Source organism: Chengkuizengella axinellae (assembly GCF_030730905.1).
GTDB classification, from domain to species: domain Bacteria; phylum Bacillota; class Bacilli; order Paenibacillales; family KCTC-33759; genus Chengkuizengella; species Chengkuizengella axinellae.
Genome location: NZ_JAVAMP010000002.1, coordinates 749,645 through 766,880, shown reverse-complemented (window position 1 = coordinate 766,880; position 17,236 = coordinate 749,645). Strand labels below are relative to the sequence as shown.

Annotated in this window: 17 protein-coding genes; 6 read left to right on the top strand and 11 right to left on the bottom strand. The window is 33.2% G+C overall.

Annotated elements, in window-relative coordinates; genetic code table 11:
• Nucleotides 1-3: 3 nt before the first annotated feature.
• Genes Q5Y73_RS09310 through Q5Y73_RS09275 form a run of 8 tightly spaced genes read right to left on the bottom strand, consistent with a single transcriptional unit; the run spans nt 4 to nt 7,493 of the window.
• Entirely contained in the window at nt 4-798 is a 795-nt protein-coding gene (locus tag Q5Y73_RS09310; protein WP_305991588.1) for a hypothetical protein, read from the bottom strand.
• Between the two features lie 6 nt (nt 799-804).
• On the bottom strand, nt 805-1,377 hold the full coding sequence (locus Q5Y73_RS09305; protein ID WP_305991587.1) for a PilN domain-containing protein: 573 nt from the start codon (nt 1,375-1,377) through the stop codon (nt 805-807).
• Nucleotides 1,374-2,306: a type IV pilus biogenesis protein PilM gene (pilM, locus tag Q5Y73_RS09300; RefSeq protein WP_305991586.1), complete on the bottom strand. Its 933-nt coding sequence runs from the start codon at nt 2,304-2,306 to the stop codon at nt 1,374-1,376. The genes Q5Y73_RS09305 and pilM overlap by 4 nt, the downstream gene beginning before the upstream one ends.
• The gene (locus Q5Y73_RS09295; protein ID WP_305991585.1) at nt 2,276-3,037 is read right to left on the bottom strand and encodes a prepilin peptidase; all 762 of its coding nucleotides are present in this window, start codon (nt 3,035-3,037) and stop codon (nt 2,276-2,278) included. The genes pilM and Q5Y73_RS09295 overlap by 31 nt, the downstream gene beginning before the upstream one ends.
• Before the next feature lie 20 nt (nt 3,038-3,057).
• Entirely contained in the window at nt 3,058-3,498 is a 441-nt protein-coding gene (locus Q5Y73_RS09290) for a pilus assembly FimT family protein (RefSeq protein WP_305991584.1), read from the bottom strand.
• 34 nt (nt 3,499-3,532) lie between these two features.
• Nucleotides 3,533-4,741 (bottom strand): type II secretion system F family protein, encoded by a 1,209-nt coding sequence (locus Q5Y73_RS09285; RefSeq protein ID WP_305991583.1) that lies wholly within the window; start codon nt 4,739-4,741, stop codon nt 3,533-3,535.
• Nucleotides 4,722-5,783: a type IV pilus twitching motility protein PilT gene (locus tag Q5Y73_RS09280; RefSeq protein WP_305991642.1), complete on the bottom strand. Its 1,062-nt coding sequence runs from the start codon at nt 5,781-5,783 to the stop codon at nt 4,722-4,724. Before Q5Y73_RS09280 ends, Q5Y73_RS09285 begins: the two co-directional genes overlap by 20 nt.
• Nucleotides 5,784-5,825: 42 nt before the next feature.
• Entirely contained in the window at nt 5,826-7,493 is a 1,668-nt protein-coding gene (locus tag Q5Y73_RS09275; RefSeq protein ID WP_305991582.1) for a GspE/PulE family protein, read from the bottom strand.
• Between the two features lie 319 nt (nt 7,494-7,812).
• Here Q5Y73_RS09275 and Q5Y73_RS09270 point away from each other — a divergent pair, with 319 nt between their 5' ends.
• Nucleotides 7,813-8,232 (top strand): hypothetical protein, encoded by a 420-nt coding sequence (locus Q5Y73_RS09270; protein ID WP_305991581.1) that lies wholly within the window; start codon nt 7,813-7,815, stop codon nt 8,230-8,232.
• A gap of 6 nt (nt 8,233-8,238) precedes the next feature.
• Entirely contained in the window at nt 8,239-8,748 is a 510-nt protein-coding gene (locus Q5Y73_RS09265) for a type II secretion system protein (RefSeq protein ID WP_305991580.1), read from the top strand.
• A 33-nt stretch (nt 8,749-8,781) separates the two neighbouring features.
• Here Q5Y73_RS09265 and Q5Y73_RS09260 read toward each other — a convergent pair whose 3' ends face one another.
• Nucleotides 8,782-10,344, bottom strand: a complete 1,563-nt coding sequence (locus Q5Y73_RS09260; protein ID WP_305991579.1) for a hypothetical protein — start codon at nt 10,342-10,344, stop codon at nt 8,782-8,784.
• A 397-nt stretch (nt 10,345-10,741) separates the two neighbouring features.
• Here Q5Y73_RS09260 and Q5Y73_RS09255 point away from each other — a divergent pair, with 397 nt between their 5' ends.
• The 3 genes from Q5Y73_RS09255 to Q5Y73_RS09245 all read left to right on the top strand — a co-directional run bounded on the left by Q5Y73_RS09255 (nt 10,742) and on the right by Q5Y73_RS09245 (nt 13,177).
• Nucleotides 10,742-11,581, top strand: coding sequence for an SDR family oxidoreductase (locus Q5Y73_RS09255; protein ID WP_305991578.1), 840 nt, complete (start codon nt 10,742-10,744; stop codon nt 11,579-11,581).
• A 109-nt stretch (nt 11,582-11,690) separates the two neighbouring features.
• Nucleotides 11,691-12,458 (top strand): class I SAM-dependent methyltransferase, encoded by a 768-nt coding sequence (locus Q5Y73_RS09250; protein WP_305991577.1) that lies wholly within the window; start codon nt 11,691-11,693, stop codon nt 12,456-12,458.
• 116 nt (nt 12,459-12,574) lie between these two features.
• Entirely contained in the window at nt 12,575-13,177 is a 603-nt protein-coding gene (locus Q5Y73_RS09245; protein WP_305991576.1) for a hypothetical protein, read from the top strand.
• A 323-nt stretch (nt 13,178-13,500) separates the two neighbouring features.
• On the opposite strand, the gene Q5Y73_RS09240 is transcribed toward Q5Y73_RS09245, so the two are convergent.
• Nucleotides 13,501-14,067, bottom strand: coding sequence for a histidine phosphatase family protein (locus tag Q5Y73_RS09240; protein ID WP_305991575.1), 567 nt, complete (start codon nt 14,065-14,067; stop codon nt 13,501-13,503).
• Nucleotides 14,068-14,090: 23 nt separating this feature from the next.
• Complete coding sequence (locus Q5Y73_RS09235) at nt 14,091-14,654, bottom strand: O-methyltransferase (RefSeq protein WP_305991574.1); 564 nt, start codon at nt 14,652-14,654, stop codon at nt 14,091-14,093.
• Nucleotides 14,655-15,089: 435 nt separating this feature from the next.
• On the opposite strand from Q5Y73_RS09235, the gene Q5Y73_RS09230 reads away from it, so the two are divergent.
• Nucleotides 15,090-17,198 carry a neutral/alkaline ceramidase gene (locus Q5Y73_RS09230; protein ID WP_305991573.1) on the top strand — a complete coding sequence of 703 codons (2,109 nt, stop codon included), beginning with the start codon at nt 15,090-15,092 and terminating at the stop codon, nt 17,196-17,198.
• Nucleotides 17,199-17,236: the final 38 nt, after the last annotated feature.

Sequence of the window (17,236 nt, the reverse complement as noted above, 5' to 3'; positions counted from 1 at the left end):
ATATTATGAAGAAGATACTTCATCTTGCTTTGGTAAGTAATAAGCTGATAAATTCACAAAAAAGTTTGTATCCCTTTGGTTTGGAGCTATAAATGATTCATAATTATCACCTTGTACTGAATTTAGTGTAGACACAATATCTGCATCCAATTGCCCTAATAATTCATCCACACTTGTGGTTTCTAAATTCAAATCATTTTGCTCAGTGATTACTTTCTCCCCGTTTAATTGATATTCGATAGATCGAACTAAATAAAATCGATCGTCATTTTGTATTTTTTCTAGGAATTCTATAAATTGAAAATAAGTACCGGATAGTTGCAATGAAATATCAATTTCATGTAATTCTGGAATAACATCTTGAATTTCCAATTGCTCTTCTTGCTCTAGTTCATTATCTTGTTTTAATAATAAATCCAAGTAATTTATTTCTTCATCTGTCGAATCATTGAGTTCAAACTTTCCATCATTAAAACTGATGCTCGATATGCTTACACCAGTTAAAGCTTCAAGAGATTCTAATGTTTTTATCATCTGATCTGTTCGATCTACATTTGGTAATTGATCCTCTGGATTTTTAACATCTTCTTGATCTCCTTCAGACAACTCGCTTTTAGAACTCTCTACAGCCATTACGGTTTGTTCTAAAACCCTTTGAACATTTGTTTTCTCTTCGACTTTTTGATCAAGCAATTCCATATTTTTTTGAAAATAGAAAAAATAATACGTTGCAAGGATGACATAAAAAACAGTGATCCCGATGATCCACTTCGTTTTATTTTTATATAGTTTCTTCATCGGTTATCACTCCTCTTTTTTCAATTCAATGACATAACGAATCGAGTAGTATTTATTTTCGATGCCTGATTCTAATTGGTCTTCATCTTTAGAAAAACCTTCTTTATTTATGACTTGTAAATCAGCTTCATGAACAAAAGGTAGTTTTCTTAAATTCACCAAATAATCCGCTGCATCGGATAAGCTTTTCAATTCTGTAATCATAGAAAGCTCTGAAGGTAAACTAAAATAAACACTAGTCACTTTACCATCCACTGGTAATGAAGTATTGATGTTAAGCAATATATTAGGAACATCTAATCGAATATATTCTAACACTTCTAATATATCTTTTATATCAATCTCTTGTTCAGCTATTTTGATTTCGTTTAATTCATTTAGAACATTGTTTAACTGTTTTTGTTCTGATAATATCTTTTCAACATCAATTTCTTCTTGCGCTATTTTTTGCTGTACTATTAAATTTTGATACACCAATAGTGAAATTAATAAAAACCATGCAATGATGAAGAAGATAATCAACAAAGGAATGAGGTTTCTTTCTCTATCTTTTTTGGGTAATAGATTAATATCAATCATTTGCGAACCATCCCTTTTAAAGCCAAACCATACGGAATTGTGAAATCAACTTTATCTAATATTAAACTTTCAGACAAATCAATTTTCCCTATTGAAATCCCATCAAAAAATTCGTTTAAGTACTTGATAAGTTGATCTTTATTAGGGTATGCTCCAAGTAAAAGAATATCTGTAATTTGTTCAGCCCCTTCATGAATATGATTTTCAAAAAACTGAACCATTCGATAAATTTCGGATTGAATTTCCCCCCACTTCCATTCATGATCAGGATCTTCATCTATATTTTTAAATAAATCTAGTATGGAAACCTCTCTAGTAAACTCTGGTACTCCATGGTGAAATAATAAAATTTCTACATTTTCATTTGTTAAATAAACTAGTAGTAAATTCTGTGGAATGTCCTTAATGATATGATTTGTTACACGGTATAGGGATAAGGAGGACAAATCCACCGTCTTTATTTTTAAACCTGCTTTTTGAAATAACATAACATATGATTCTACAAGAGATGATGGAGCAGCTACCACCAATACTTGATTTTGATCTTCTTTTTTCTGATCTAAAATAACATAATCATAAATTGGATTTTCAAATGGCAGTTGAATTGAGGTTTCAATTTCTAACTGTATCATTTGTTTTAACATCTTCCCTTTAGCAGGTGGCATCTCAACGCTACGGATATAGGCTTTAGTAGAAGGAATACATATATGAATTGATTTACCAGTTAATTTCTCTTGTTTAATCCATGGTTTTATTTTTGCTAGCAATATATCAAAATTTTGGATCTCATCGTCAAAAATCAAACCCTCTTCAATCGGTAAGAAACCCGTTTTCACTATTTTTTTCGCTTTTAACTGAACATATCGAATTCCCGTAGAAGTAATGGTTAATCCTATGTTCACAGATGTAATAGGAAGGAACGATACCATTGTAATATTTCATCTCCATATCCATACGTAATGAGTGTGCCTAAAGCTAAATAGGGTCCAAAAGGAATAGGTTGTTTTCTCTGTACTTTTTTAAACAAAATTAAAGATATTCCTACTAAACTACCAATTACACTAGCTATAAATAAAGCAAATAATATTTGTTGATATCCAAGGACAAATCCATAAATTGCAAATAATTTCACATCTCCCATTCCCATTCCACCTCTACTTACAATAGCTAATAGAAGCAATATTCCCCCACCTACAAAAAAACCGACAACATAATGCCATATAGGTAAAGAAGGAAATAAAAATCTAGTTATGATGAAAAAAGGAAGGAAAAATAACAAAACATTATTCGGGATGATCATATATTTTAAATCAGAAACAGTAATAATAACAGACAAACAAACGACTAATAAGCCAATTATAAGTTCTCCTTTATAACCAGTGATAGCAAATACCCAAACAAACAAAACTCCAGTACACAATTCACCAGTCATATATATAGGAGAAACTTTTTCACCACAATACCTGCATTTCCCTCTATTAAATAGATAACTAAATACAGGGATTAAATCCCAAACCCCCAGTCGATGTTGACATTGGGGGCAGTGAGAAGGTGGATTTATAATTGATTGTTTGTTAGGGACTCGTAATCCGACTACATTAAAAAACGAGCCGAATACGAGACCTAGGATAAAAAGATAGATGTAGATAAGGATTGTCATATATTTCTCCAGATTAAATATTAAAGTCCTAACTCAGAAAACTCATATTCGACAGGATCACTTACACCAGTAATTACTAACACTACGCTGTTTCCATCAGTGTTTGTACTAGCATCACGTTCTCCGAAATCAACTTTTGATGTGGCTTCAATTTGTCCACCAGTTACAGGATCAACTAAATCTCCCGCCTCAAAGTATCTTACATCATCAGCTGTAGAAATAAGAGTGGATAATTCAATTTCTTGTTCTGGTAAGTTATGTATAGTACTATGAATTCTAGCTGACTCATAAATCTGAATTGCTATTGCTTCCCTAGCTTGCTCCTTAGTATCATTAATTATGCCATTAATAGATGGTACTGCAATTGCAGCAATAATTCCTAACACTACAATAACTGCTAATAACTCAATTAAAGTTAACCCTTTTTCTTGTTTGAACATGTTTTTCATTTTTTTTATCATTTTTAACACTCCTAAAAAATAATTTTTATATTATTTATCCTAAATTAGAATAAATAGATAACATCGGGATTAATATAGCGGCTATAATTGTGCCTACTACACCGGTTAACATTAAAATTAACAACGGTTCTAATAAAGACTTCAATCTGTCTACTAGATTTTCTACATCTTTTTCATAGAATTCAGCCACTTTTCCTAACATTTCATCTAATGTACCTGTTTCTTCTCCTATTGCAATCATCTGTGTTACTAAGGGTGGGAACACCCAGGATTTTTTTAAGGGCTCTGATAATGGTAAACCTTTTCGTAATGAATCTTTGGATTCATTCAAAACGTTGCCTATCACTTTGTTATCTACCACTCTCTCAACAATAGTAAGGGATTGCAATACAGGAACTGAACTAGCGTACAATGATGATAATGTCCTAGACATTTGTGCAATCATCGATTTCTGATTCAGCATTCCAAACACAGGCATTTTTAACTTTACATAATCCAATATATAACTTCCAAGTTTAGATCTCTTAAATAATTGAAATCCTACCACTATCACAATAATACCTATCAACCAAAAATACCATTGTGCTTGCATACTATCACTAGTAGAAATTACTAGTTTAGTGATCAGAGGTAATTCAGTTCCTAGATCTTCAAATACACCTACAAATCTTGGAACGACAAAATTCATCAGATAAATGATAACAATAACCGAGATCAAACCCACGATCATTGGATACATCATAGCGGACTTCACTTTTTCTTTTGTATAATGTGCTTTTTCAAAATAAGTAGCTAACCGATCTAATGTATCCTCCATATTCCCTGATTCTTCCCCAGCACGAATCATATTAATAAAAATCGGTGGGAAGATTTGTTTATACTCAGATGCTGAATGAGAAAAAGAGTTCCCTTTTAACATAGATGCTGAAACAGATGTTAATGCTTTTTTTAACGGTTTGCTTTCTGTTTGTTCAGCCAAAACTCGAATGGACTCTACAATGGAAACCCCTGCTCGTGTTAGCGCAGAAAGCTGTCTGCAGAATATGATAAAATGTTTATTTTTCACTGGATTTCCAAAGTAAATTTCTGTTGACCATAGTGTTGGGTTATATTCTTTTAAAGAATAAACAATCCATTTTTGTTTTTTCAGCTCTGTCATCGCTGTTGTTTTGTCAGGTGCGTTTATTTGTCCTTTATGTTTTTTGCCCTGTAGATCTTTACATTTATAAGTGTATTGAGGCATCCTGTCCTGTTCCCTCCGAGAGGTATGTTTTAGCTGTTTTTTCATCTATTTGATTTTTTCTAAGTAGTTCCTTCAGACTCATTTCCATCGTATGCATGCCTAACATGGCGTTAGTTTGCATAATACTTTTCAGTTGATGCACTTTTTCATTACGAATCAGGTTTGCAACTGCATGGGTATTCATTAATACCTCCGTTGCACAAATTCTTCCTTGCCCCGATTTATTGGTTAATAGTCGTTGGGACACTACCCCTTCTAACACTAGAGAAAGTTGAATTCGAATTTGTGCTTGCTGAGAGCCAGGGAATGAATCAACAATACGATCTATCGTTTGCATTGCATCGATGGTATGTAAGGTAGCTAAAACAAGATGTCCAGTTTCAGCTGCTGTAATGGCTGTACTAATCGTTTCAGGATCTCTCATTTCACCAACTAAAAGAACATCGGGATCTTGTCTTAGAGCTGCTCGTAATCCAGTTGTAAAATTCATCGTATCCGAACCAATTTCTCGTTGGTCAATAATGCTTTTCCCATGTGAGTGCAGGTATTCAATCGGGTCCTCTAACGTAATGATATGTTTACGTTCGTTCTGATTAATATAATTAATCATTGCCGCTAGAGTGGTTGATTTACCACTACCAGTTGGTCCTGTCACTAACACTAGACCATGATTTTTTTTAGATAGATCTGATAATACTAAAGGTAGATCTAACTCCTCAAGTGACGGAATTGTAGTCGGAACAATTCTTGCTGCAATACTTACTGAATTCCTCTGTCGATATACATTCACTCTAAACCGGGATATTCCAGGTACACTGATAGAAAAATCAACCTCACCATTTTGTTCAAAAGATACGTATAGAGTTTTTGTTAAAATGGATTTGGCAAAAGCTTCTGTTTGTGATGGTTCAAGCAAAGATGTATCCAGCGGTTTTAGCACCCCGTTTACACGCATAATTGGTGGTGATCTAACCGACAAGTGAAGATCAGACGCGCCTGATTCAAAAGCATTTTTTAATAATACTTCAAATTCTCTTTTAATATCCTCACTCATCTTAATACTCCTTTCTTTAATAGAAGTAGGTCAATCCATAGAAACTTCCTTTATGACTTCCTGTAAAGTAGTGAACCCTTGGTTTACTTTTTGCAATCCATCTTCAAAAATAGATACAAACCCATTCTCTGATGCCCAGTTTTCAAATTGTTCAGATGTTGCATTTTCCAAAATTAAGGTTCTCATGCGATGATCAATCCACAAAATTTCGTGAATCCCGATTCTACCTCGATATCCACTTCGATTACATACACCGCAGCCTTTTCCCTTATAAAGAACATTGAGCGCTAAACCATGCTTTGATAAAAAAATGCTTTCCTGTTCACTAGGCTCATATGCAACTTTACAGTGTTGACAAATTTGTCTTACTAGTCGCTGTGAAACGATACCGATTAAAGAAGAAGATATCAAATAAGGTTCTACGCCCATTTCTCTTAAACGAGTAATTGTACTAATCGCACTATTTGTATGTATTGTTGAAAAAACCAAATGTCCAGTAAGTGAAGCACGAATGGAGATATCTATAGTTTCAATGTCTCTAATTTCTCCTACCATCACAATGTTTGGATCTTGTCTTAGAATAGAACGTAACCCTTTGCTAAAGGATAAACCAGTTTGTGAACTCACTTGGACTTGGTTTATTCCTTCTAATTGGTATTCGACTGGATCCTCAATTGTAATGATGTTAGTTTCATCATGATTTAAATGTTGCAATGCTGAGTACAACGTTGTTGTTTTTCCACTTCCAGTAGGACCTGTGACTAAAACCATCCCATGTGGACGATCTAACATTTCTCTAAAAATCTTTAGATTATTTTCATTCAAATTTAAATTATTTATTTCCTTCACACTATGGCTTAAATCTAAAATCCGAAGTACAACTTTTTCACCATGTATAGTTGGTAATGTAGCTACTCTAATATCTATCTTTTTAAAATCCAGATTGATCATTATTCGACCATCTTGAGGATGCCTTCGTTCAGCGATGTTTAAATTCGCCATAATTTTTAATCTTGCTATCAAAATGCCTTGTACACTTTTAGGTAAGATTCTTTCAGTTCGTAATGCACCATCAATTCGATAACGAATCAAAATACGGTTTTCCATGGGATCAACATGGATATCACTAACACGAAGCTGAACGGCCTGCTCTAACATTTCATTTACTAATCTAACAACAGGCGAGTCTTTATCTGTAATTTCACTTTCATCAATCTCTTCCGTATCATTCTTCACGTCGTTGATAACTTGATTCATAGATTCATGTAAACCATATAAACTTGCAATCGCACTTTGTAATTCATCCTTAGTAATTAACGCAGGCTCAATTATAAAACCCGTTAGCAAACTCAGATCCTCAATTGCGAAAAAATCCAACGGATCAACCATGGCTACTAGAAGTTTTTTTCCACTTTTTCGAATTGGAATGACTTGATATTTCTTTGCAATTTGCTCAGATATGATATTTACTAATTTCATGTCAATTTCATATGTAGCTAGAGTAATGTGAGGAATACCTAACTGGAATTCTAATGCTTGGATCAACTGCTGTTCAGTAATAATTCCTTTTTGTATTAATAAATCTCCCAGTTTAAGGTTAGAATTTTTTTGATCACTGAGTGTTTGAGTAAGCTGATCACTCGTGATCAATCCTGAATCTACCAACAAATCTCCAAGCCTTTTTTTAGTAACTGCCATAAACGCTTCTACTCCCTGATCAATGTTAGTGCACACTTTATTATATTAGGTATCCTAAATAAATCAACTAGAAAAATATAACTTGAATGATATTCAATATTATGGGTATTATTTACTAATCTTGACGAAAAATAGGGAATAAAGTCCTATTTGGATTAGTATATCATAAATTAGCAATTTTGTGGCCTTAAGTTACAATAAATGTTACATTTTTTTTATCTAGTTAGATTTTAGATAGATTCTTGCTTGTTTTTCTTATATTATAGTAGTTAGCGATTCGATTACAATAAAGTTAGTTTTAGAGGAATGAGGCTAAATTATGAATTTCAAAATGTGGTTCAAGAAATTTACTAGTAGTCAAAATGGCCTAAGTATAATTGAAATCATTGGGTCTATAGCCATAATCTCCATCGTTCTTGTCACCTTTGCAACCATGTCTCAAATCTACCTTAAAACAGACATCAAGCAGGATCATAAAACAGATGCTCTTCAAGTTGCTGAGAAGATATTAAATGAATTAAGAAATAACAATGATTTTGAAACAAATGGTGAATTTGAAATGAATAAAACTGAGTATTCTTATAAAATTAATATAGACTCTATAGATTTAAGAAACATTGGTGAAGGTTATAAATTAAATTTGACTGGAAGTGATTCCTCAACTGAAGTGACAATGTTTACATTTCTTTACAATAACAGTACCCAGATTGCAACTGTGAATGTTTCTTGGGAGGAATAACAGATTATGAAATGGATCAAAAAAAATGAAGGTTTTACATTAGTTGAATTGCTAGCTGGAATCGTTCTAATTTCTGTCATTGCTACTTTAGGCATCATGTTATTTTACTCTAGTCATTTATTTTGGGAAAATTCCATCGAAAAATATTCCAACGATGCTAATGCTGAACTAACAATGACTACCATTTCTAAATATGTCACTGACTCTATAGATATTTTTACCAAAAACAATAATCTATATACAGAGGAAGTGCGAGTAAAAACAGGTGAAGGCTCAGGGAATTATCATTATAAATCATTTAAATTTGAGAATGGATACCTGATTCTATATGAATTGAATATTTCTGATGAAGCATTTCATTCAGATGATTTGTCAGACACAGTTTATACTTCCGAAATGTTATTAGCTGATAAAGTGGAAGATTTTCAAGTGTCTAAGTCAGGAAACTTAATAGACTTTACAGTTGAATTTGAACATGTAATAAAAAATACTTCTATAAAGTTATTTGAATTTTAATACAAAAGATAAAAAAAGCCCAAGGGGCTTTTTTTAGTTAATTCTTTCAAAAAAGATCGTTTCTCGATTTGATAGATCAGGATCCCAAAATGTATTCCAATAACCTCTTTCGATTCTATTTTCATTAATATTGTCATTATTATTTTTATCAATCACAATATAGTATTGAATTAACGAAATTGGCTGATCTATTGTAACACCATCAACACTAATTGGTGGGAGTGTATATTCCTCTTCAAACCTACTCTTCTCATCATTATAGGTCAAATCCAACGGATCTTGCCTAGGTAAAATGCTCTCAATATACACTCTATTATACTTTGTAAGATTGTTATCATCTGGAACATACCATATTATAGCTTCTTTTTTATCTTCACTAAGCTCAACCCCATGAACAGGAATATCGATTGATTGAGTATTGTAAATTTTATCAATACCAATTCGTTCAAATTTGAATTGATAATCTAATCGATTAATAGGCTCTTCTAAAGGTATAGTAGCATCATATTTACCTGTATTATCATTGTAATCTAAAGTTACTGAGCTATTGTTATCACCGGGTATATCAGAAAGAAATTTAACATATTTAAAATTTGGATCACTTTCATTAATAAATTCATCAGGAGTAAACCAAACATAGATTTCATTACTACTATTAAACGATACACCAAATGGTGTAATCCAGAAAGACTCCTGCTGTTTTCCATCGTGAAATTGTTCTATCGTCTGTGTGACGATCTTATATTGAATAATCCCTAAATTACCTTCGCTAGTAGTAATTGTATGATTTGTATCTACATCACTACATTCTATACTTGTATTTATATAGCAATAAACTGAATTGTTTGTACCTATAGGTGCTTCTTCTGTACGGTTATCATGGTCATCAGTAATATAATGATATTCAACAAATCTATAATTGTCCGTTGCTACATCAAACCAGAATTCTGTTTGCTTTAGAAATTTCGCATTATTGTCTTCACCAAGAATGTATTTCAAACCTATATTCTCATTCTCTTCAACATCATCATTTACATCATCTGGTATATTCGGTTCTTCATTTCCTCCTCCAGTATCCCCGCCATTGTCTCCACCTGTGTCTCCTCCATTATCTCCTCCACTGCTTCCACTACTTATTTTATAAGTAATGGTCTTCTCTTGTTTTGCTGCTCCACTTCCAATACTTGTTGAAACTGAAACTTCATAGTAGGTTTCAAGAGAATCACCTGACCCTGTTTCTACTTTCTCAATATCCATTATATATTTTGCCAATGTACCATCAGACAATAAGATATCTATTCCACCTTGTCCCGTGTATCCATGATATCTAAGGTCTTCTCGTCCACTATTTTCATCAAATTCATATAATTCTTCTACAATAACTAAATCATCTTTGACATCTTCTATATATTCTAAAAAAGACTCCATCCCACTAACTGTTGATAAAGTTATAAGCTTTAAATCCTCATTTTTGTCATCTATGGACTTTGACGATAAGATCATATCAAATAAGATAGGTGTAATAAGCATTAAAAAAGCTGAAATAATTAGAACGTATATAATAACAGCACCTTGTTCATTTTTAAAATCATTCATATCTTATACCACCATCTCAATTCCATTAAAGTAAAAAATACATCATTTCTATTACTTTATACCTAAATATTCTAGTAGAATTGTACCTTAAAAGAACATTGTTTACAATGTTGTAAAAGGCACATTTTTTTGATTAATCTCCGCATGAGTCCAATCCATTCAATGATCTGCTGAATAATATATAATAGATAAAAATAATAATAATACACCCTTTCTTAAACTCAGATCACTGTAAAAAATCAAATTAAGTCTCACTATTGATTGGAGAAATAAATGTCAGAGGATACTAATCTACTCCTTTTAATGCATATAATATAGTGCTGTTGAGCTCCCGTATGATATCCTTAGAATATCAAGGGAGTTTTTTTTGCTTCCTTAGGATGAAGAGGTGAACTTAGTGAATGTTAAACAAGCGATTGTAACAGGTGCTTCCAGTGGATTTGGTTTATTGACTGTATTGGAACTTGCTAAATCAGGTTATCATGTTATTGCCACTATGCGGAATTTAGAAAAAGCAGAGGTTTTACAAAATGAATTAATCAAACATCACTTGCGAGATAAAGTGGATTTTTTACAATTAGATGTGACATCCCAGGAAGATATAGTACAATTTCAAAATAAATTAGAGCACTATCGTCATATCCAGCTCCTTGTTAATAATGCTGGGTTTGCTCAAGGCGGTTTTGCTGAGGATGTAACGATTGAACAATATAGAGCGCAATTTGAAACCAATGTTTTAGGCGTTATCTCTATATCCCAAGCTGTCATTCCTTTCATGAAAAAACAAAAATCAGGACGCATCATTAATCTAAGCAGTGTTTCTGGATTAATAGGGTTCCCTGCATTGTCAGCATATGTGGCATCCAAACATGCCATTGAAGGTTTTTGTGAATCTCTTCGGTTGGAATTAAAACCTTTCGGCATCGATGTGATTTTAATAGAACCCGGATCATATGCTACGAATATTTGGAGCAGCAGCTTAACTGATGCTGAAACTTTATTACACAACTCCTCATACAAACCGTTCATGGAAAAAATACAAACCAGGCTTACAAATGAGGAAAAAAACTTAGGAAATCCAACAGATGTAGCTAAGCTCATCACTTTTGCTGCAAATACTCCACACCCTAAGCTTCGTTATGCTGTTGGAAAAGGTGTGAAATTAAATCATTTTGTAAAAAGTATCCTGCCGTGGCGACTGTGGGAGAAAATCGTTTTAAAAACGTTATATAAATAAACGAATCCATCGTAATAGATTTTACCTATCATCTTTATAGTTTTTATATCTTTCTCTTATCACTCTTTTTCATGTTAAACTAACATAAATTGAAAGGGATGGATTTACAATGCAATCTATAAATGAGTGGGATTCCAATCTATATGACGATAAACATCATTTTGTTTCACAATTTGGCAACGGTGTTCTTAAGCTTTTAAACGCAAAAAAAGAGGAAAAGATTCTTGATTTAGGCTGTGGCACAGGAGATCTTACTTATGAAATTTCAAAGTCCGGAGCAGAAGTCAAAGGAATGGATTTATCAGAATCTATGATTCATAAAGCGAGAGAAAAATATCCAGACCTGAAATTCTCAGTGGACAATGCTGCAACTTTTCAAACCAACGAATGTTATGATGTTGTTTTCTCAAATGCTGCTCTACATTGGATTAAAAATGCTCCGAATGTTGTTAGTGCTATATCTCAGTCCTTAACATCAGGTGGACGTTTTGTAGCAGAATTTGGTGGCAAGGGAAATGTTGGACAGATCATGAAGACGATAAAAACAGTATTGAATCAGAGGTACGGAATAAATGCGGAGAAACTAGACCCTTTTTACTTTCCCAGTATAGGTGAATATACAAGTTTGCTTGAGGCCCATGGTTTTAGAGTTACTTATTGTATTCATTTTGAACGTCCAACCCCTTTAGAAGATGGCGAGCGAGGTTTGGTACATTGGCTGGACATATTTTCAGATGATTTTTTTCAGCACTTTACACCATCAGAAAAACAGGATGCTTACGTTGAAATCGTGGATATATTAAAGCCTAAATTATTTAAAAACCATTCTTGGATTGCAGATTATAAACGGATTCGAGTCATGGCAATTAAAGAATAAACCAGTAATATGACTTCTTGACCTCATTGATGTGCCAAAATTTATCCCCACAAAACAACATTTTCATGTAAAATATACATATATTTACCATACATTCATTAAGGTGGTGGTTTTCAATGAGGTTTAGAACTATAAAGATGATCATATTATTCCTCTTTATAATGGGCATATTTCTTATTCATTCAGATTCCACTCCACTCAAAGAACTTGAAATAGACGAAGAAACAAAAAAATTGCTAGATGTATCGTATGAAAAAAGTATTTTAACAGCTGTGTTTAAGAAACTTGAGAATGCACAACCGTTAGAAACTCAACATCTAGATAACGGAAATGGAACCTTCAGAATTGATATTTATGATAAAGAACTATTCAGGGAATTTGTGAAGGATAACATCTCCATTACAGAATTAAGCAAGTTTAGTTCTGTGAATGAGAATAATGAACCTGCTGTTATATATACAGGCTATGATGCAAATGATACTTTAATTTATGTAAGCCTCTTAGAGTCTGGAGAAGTGGCTAAAGCCTTAACACGTTACGATGAAAACATCATTTATGAAAATTGGGACAATACTAGTTTCTCAGCTTATGAAAGGAATAATACTTCAAAAGTAAACATTGACTTGGGTCCAATAGAAATTATTGCTATCATGGTATTTACTTCATTGGTTGGATTATTAATTCTAGTAAACACCAAGTTTTTCAAGGAACGATTGTAACTTCTTGAAATTCCCATTTTTTAATCTTAAATAAAAGAAATCCAAACAAAGAACAATTCCTACAAACATAAATGGTACACTTAAGACACTTAGCCATGGTAACAATGGTAAATTTCTACTTTTCATATATAACTCTATTAAACTAATAGCGAACATAATAAATCCTGCAAAAAAAGAAAACACTCCAACCCCTAACCTCTTTTGTGGTATTTCTATTTTCTTAGAATCTAATGGATTTCTAGTTTTGTAAAAGCTAGTGATAATCAAAAAAACAAGAAAAACACAATATAATGATGGGTGTAGTAGTATTTTCACTCAGCTTTTCAAATTGTTTTTCTCCTCCAAAGATGGTTAACGTATATCAGCTTCTCACCTTCAAAAGTTAATTTGTATATATCAGGCATATCAAGCTCTTTCCAAAAGTGATAGTCATATTTGCTATCAAAATATTTCATAATTAAAACCATAATATTGCCATGTGTTCCTACCACAATGTTCTTCCCATGATATATATCTAATACCTTTTTAGTTACAGAAACTCCTCTTTCTTGCGCGATGTAATTGGACTCCCCACCTTCCCAAGAAAAGTGTTCATCCTCCCATACTTTTTTGATTGCATTGTTGAAATCATCTACAGGCACTTTTGACAACAAACGTTCCTTGTAATCTTCTTCCATCATAATGGTTTGATCGAAATGTTGAGCTATTCCCTCCACAGTCTGGATGGCTCTCTTATAAGGACTTGAGATAACAACATCAATATTTACACTTTTTAAAGTTTCAGTTACTACTTTAGCATCAAGAAACCCACGTTCTGATAAAGGTCTGTTTAATTCATCCGGAGTATAAGTTGAATGTGCATGCCTTACAAAGTATATGTTCGTTTTCATTGCTGTTTATCACCTGTTCTTCATTATTTTTTCACTGCTATGATCAAACCTGTTGACCAATCAAGCGGGGTTATTTGCAAATCATCTCGTTTACTTAAGTATTCTTTTAGGTGGTCTACTTTAGGTCCATGTTCTTCAGGCCAATTCTCTGCAGGGGTTAAATCATCTATTAGATAAATACCGCCTTTTTTTAACATCCCCAGCGTTTCTTCTAGATCATAAAATTTTCCTGGCCATGAGTCTGCAAAGATCAACTCAAACTTCTTATCTTTATTGTTTTTAATGAAATCACTGCCATCCATCGTAACAAAAGTTACTCTTTCATCTTTTCCTAAGTGTTGTTTAGCAATTTGATGAGCTTCTTTGTCCATTTCAATAGAAATTAAATTTGAATTTGTGTCCATTCCTTCTAGTATCCAGCTTGTAGAAACCCCGACCCCTGTTCCAATTTCTAAAATATTACTTTCTGGTTTAGAAGCTGCAAGTGTCCTTAAAATAGAGCCTGTTTCTAAATCACAAGACATTGAAAAGTGTAACTTTTTTGCTTCATCTAATAATGTTTGAACAATAAGTGGTTGTTTGAACATTTATATCTCTCCTTTGAGTTTTTTCATTTTTATGGAATGATTAAAAATGATTTCATAAAGTCTCGAATAAGAAATCCGCTTCTTGTAATAACATCCTTTGTCTAAAAGCTCACACCCATATCTTCCATCTCCACACCCTAGATCTAGTATTTTAAGATCGTTAACTTCTCTCACTAAATCCTGAAAAATAGGTTTTTCAATCGTATCGTTTGCGTTTTCATACAACCCCTCCAACATATGAATACAATCTTAACTATTTTACAATAATTCTCTAAAAAGTATAGAAAAATTTCATATTTACTTTAATCTACGGAACCACTCATAGAATTTTATTGTAATAATTTACATTTTCGTAAATATTTTATTAGTAGTTGTCTATACATTTAATAATTACATAAAAACTTAAGTGAATATGAAAATTGAAGGAGGATTTAAATGAAAATGTATTATTCTCACAAAAAAGCTACCATTGGTTTACTTGCACTGTTATTTTTATTTTCTTACGTACTTTCACCAAATGATGTAAGCGTTTACGCAGAGGGAGATTTTGATTATTACATTGGCACAGGGATATACGACATAACAGGACCTCCAGCTGAAGTAGTGATGATGGGATATGCCAATTCTTCCATGATGACTGAAGGACTGCATTTCAGATTAAAATCTAGAGCATTCATTATGAAGGAGAAGGATTCTGACAATAGCCTTGTATTTGTCAGTGCTGATACAGGCATGATTTTTCATTCCATCACTCAAGGAGTAATTCAAAAATTAGAAGATAACGGATATGGAGATTTGTATAATTACAATAATGTGATGTTAAGTGCTACACATAATCACAGCGGTCCAGGTGGATATTCGCATGAAGGGTTATATAATGTTAGCAGTTATGGTTTTCACGAAGAAAATTATGAAGTTATTGTAGATGGCATTTATGAATCCATTGTCAGAGCACATGAAAATTTAGAACCAGGTTATATTGAGATCAATCAAGGACAAGTGGATGGAACAAGTTCCAATCGTTCAAAGGAAGCATATAACAATAACCCAGAGGCTGAGCGAAATCAATACGATGATAACGTAGATAAAACAATGACCCTTTTAAATTTTAAAAATAGTGAGGGAGATTTGTTAGGTGTCATCAATTGGTTTGCCGTACATGGTGTTTCTATGGGTCAAGACAATGATCTCATCTCTGGTGAGAACAAAGGATACGCTTCCTATCTATATGAAAAAGAAATGGAAACCGATTATCATGCCGAGAAAACATTTGTTGCTGCTTTTTCTCAGTCAAATCTTGGGGATGTTACCCCAAATATTTTTGGTGATGGGGATGGGTATGGTGATAATGATTTTGAAAGCACTCAGGAATCTGGTAGGATTCAGTTTGAAGCTGCGATTCATTTAAGTGAAACTGCAAATGAAAGATTAAAGGGTCCACTCAGCTCCAAACATCAGTTTAAAGATTTTTCTAATATAGAAATAGATGGACAATATACAGATGGAGAAACTCAAAGAACATACCCTTCTGCACTAGGATATTCATTTGCAGCAGGTACCGAAGATGGTAGACCTGGGTTACCTGTATTTGAAGAAGGAATGACGCAAGCTGAATATTCTTTAGAGGATCATCATAATATTGTAAAATTTGTACAGGATCTCATGGTCATCGTTCCCCAAATCGGAGAAATGAGTGGATCGTTATACCCAGAGTTATGGGAGCAGCACTTTCCTAAACCCGTACTATTTGCCCCATCACAAGTAGAACCCGACCCTTGGACACCACAAATCATTCCACAGCAAATCTTTCAACTTGGTCAGCTTTCTGTTATAGCAGTTCCAGCTGAATTTACAACAATGGCCGGAAGAAGATTAGGAGATTTAGTCATAACGAACATGGCAGACCAATTTAATGATGACAACTATGCGGTCATAGCAGGGTTATCCAACTCTTATTCAAGTTATGTTTCAACACCAGAGGAATATGATATGCAGCATTATGAAGGTGCATCCACACAATTTGGAAGATGGACATTATCTGCTTACTTGCAAGAATTTGATAAACTGTCTAATGCCATCATTCTTGATGAGGAAATAGATCCAGGGCCAACGCCAAAGGATCTTACAGATGAACAAGTCTATTTTTTACCTGGAATTGTATTTGATGCTCCACCAGCCTTTAGAGATTTTGGTGATATAAAGGATGATGTAAATTCCAATTACAAAGCTAGTGATATAGTAAAAGTCACTTTTTGGTCTGGTCATCCTAACAATAACTTTAGAAACGATTCGACCTATTTGGAGGTTCAACAGTTAATAGATGGTGAATGGAAAGTGATTGCAGATGATCATGATTGGGAAACTAAGTTTTACTGGGATCGTGAGTCTACTTTGCTTGGAACTTCATCCTCTACTATTGAATGGGAAGTACCTGAAGATGCAGACAGTGGGACTTATCGAATTGTTCATTATGGGGCTTACCAAAAAATTACGGGCAAAGTCTTTGAATATACAGGGAAATCTTCAGAATTCACTGTAGAATAAATGAATGTCTTTAAATTTTAACATATTGAAGGCTGACG

Bases quoted from the DNA above. Each gene is read 5' to 3' on its own strand.
- Q5Y73_RS09310 (WP_305991588.1), bottom strand. From the start codon at position 798: ATGAAGAAACTATATAAAAATAAAACGAAGTGGATCATCGGGATCACT.
- Q5Y73_RS09305 (WP_305991587.1), bottom strand. From the start codon at position 1,377: ATGATTGATATTAATCTATTACCCAAAAAAGATAGAGAAAGAAACCTC.
- pilM (WP_305991586.1), bottom strand. From the start codon at position 2,306: ATGGTATCGTTCCTTCCTATTACATCTGTGAACATAGGATTAACCATT.
- Q5Y73_RS09295 (WP_305991585.1), bottom strand. From the start codon at position 3,037: ATGACAATCCTTATCTACATCTATCTTTTTATCCTAGGTCTCGTATTC.
- Q5Y73_RS09290 (WP_305991584.1), bottom strand. From the start codon at position 3,498: ATGATAAAAAAAATGAAAAACATGTTCAAACAAGAAAAAGGGTTAACT.
- Q5Y73_RS09285 (WP_305991583.1), bottom strand. From the start codon at position 4,741: ATGCCTCAATACACTTATAAATGTAAAGATCTACAGGGCAAAAAACAT.
- Q5Y73_RS09275 (WP_305991582.1), bottom strand. From the start codon at position 7,493: ATGGCAGTTACTAAAAAAAGGCTTGGAGATTTGTTGGTAGATTCAGGA.
- Q5Y73_RS09270 (WP_305991581.1), top strand. From the start codon at position 7,813: ATGAATTTCAAAATGTGGTTCAAGAAATTTACTAGTAGTCAAAATGGC.
- Q5Y73_RS09265 (WP_305991580.1), top strand. From the start codon at position 8,239: ATGAAATGGATCAAAAAAAATGAAGGTTTTACATTAGTTGAATTGCTA.
- Q5Y73_RS09260 (WP_305991579.1), bottom strand. From the start codon at position 10,344: ATGAATGATTTTAAAAATGAACAAGGTGCTGTTATTATATACGTTCTA.
- Q5Y73_RS09250 (WP_305991577.1), top strand. From the start codon at position 11,691: ATGCAATCTATAAATGAGTGGGATTCCAATCTATATGACGATAAACAT.
- Q5Y73_RS09245 (WP_305991576.1), top strand. From the start codon at position 12,575: ATGAGGTTTAGAACTATAAAGATGATCATATTATTCCTCTTTATAATG.
- Q5Y73_RS09240 (WP_305991575.1), bottom strand. From the start codon at position 14,067: ATGAAAACGAACATATACTTTGTAAGGCATGCACATTCAACTTATACT.
- Q5Y73_RS09235 (WP_305991574.1), bottom strand. From the start codon at position 14,654: ATGTTCAAACAACCACTTATTGTTCAAACATTATTAGATGAAGCAAAA.
- Q5Y73_RS09230 (WP_305991573.1), top strand. From the start codon at position 15,090: ATGAAAATGTATTATTCTCACAAAAAAGCTACCATTGGTTTACTTGCA.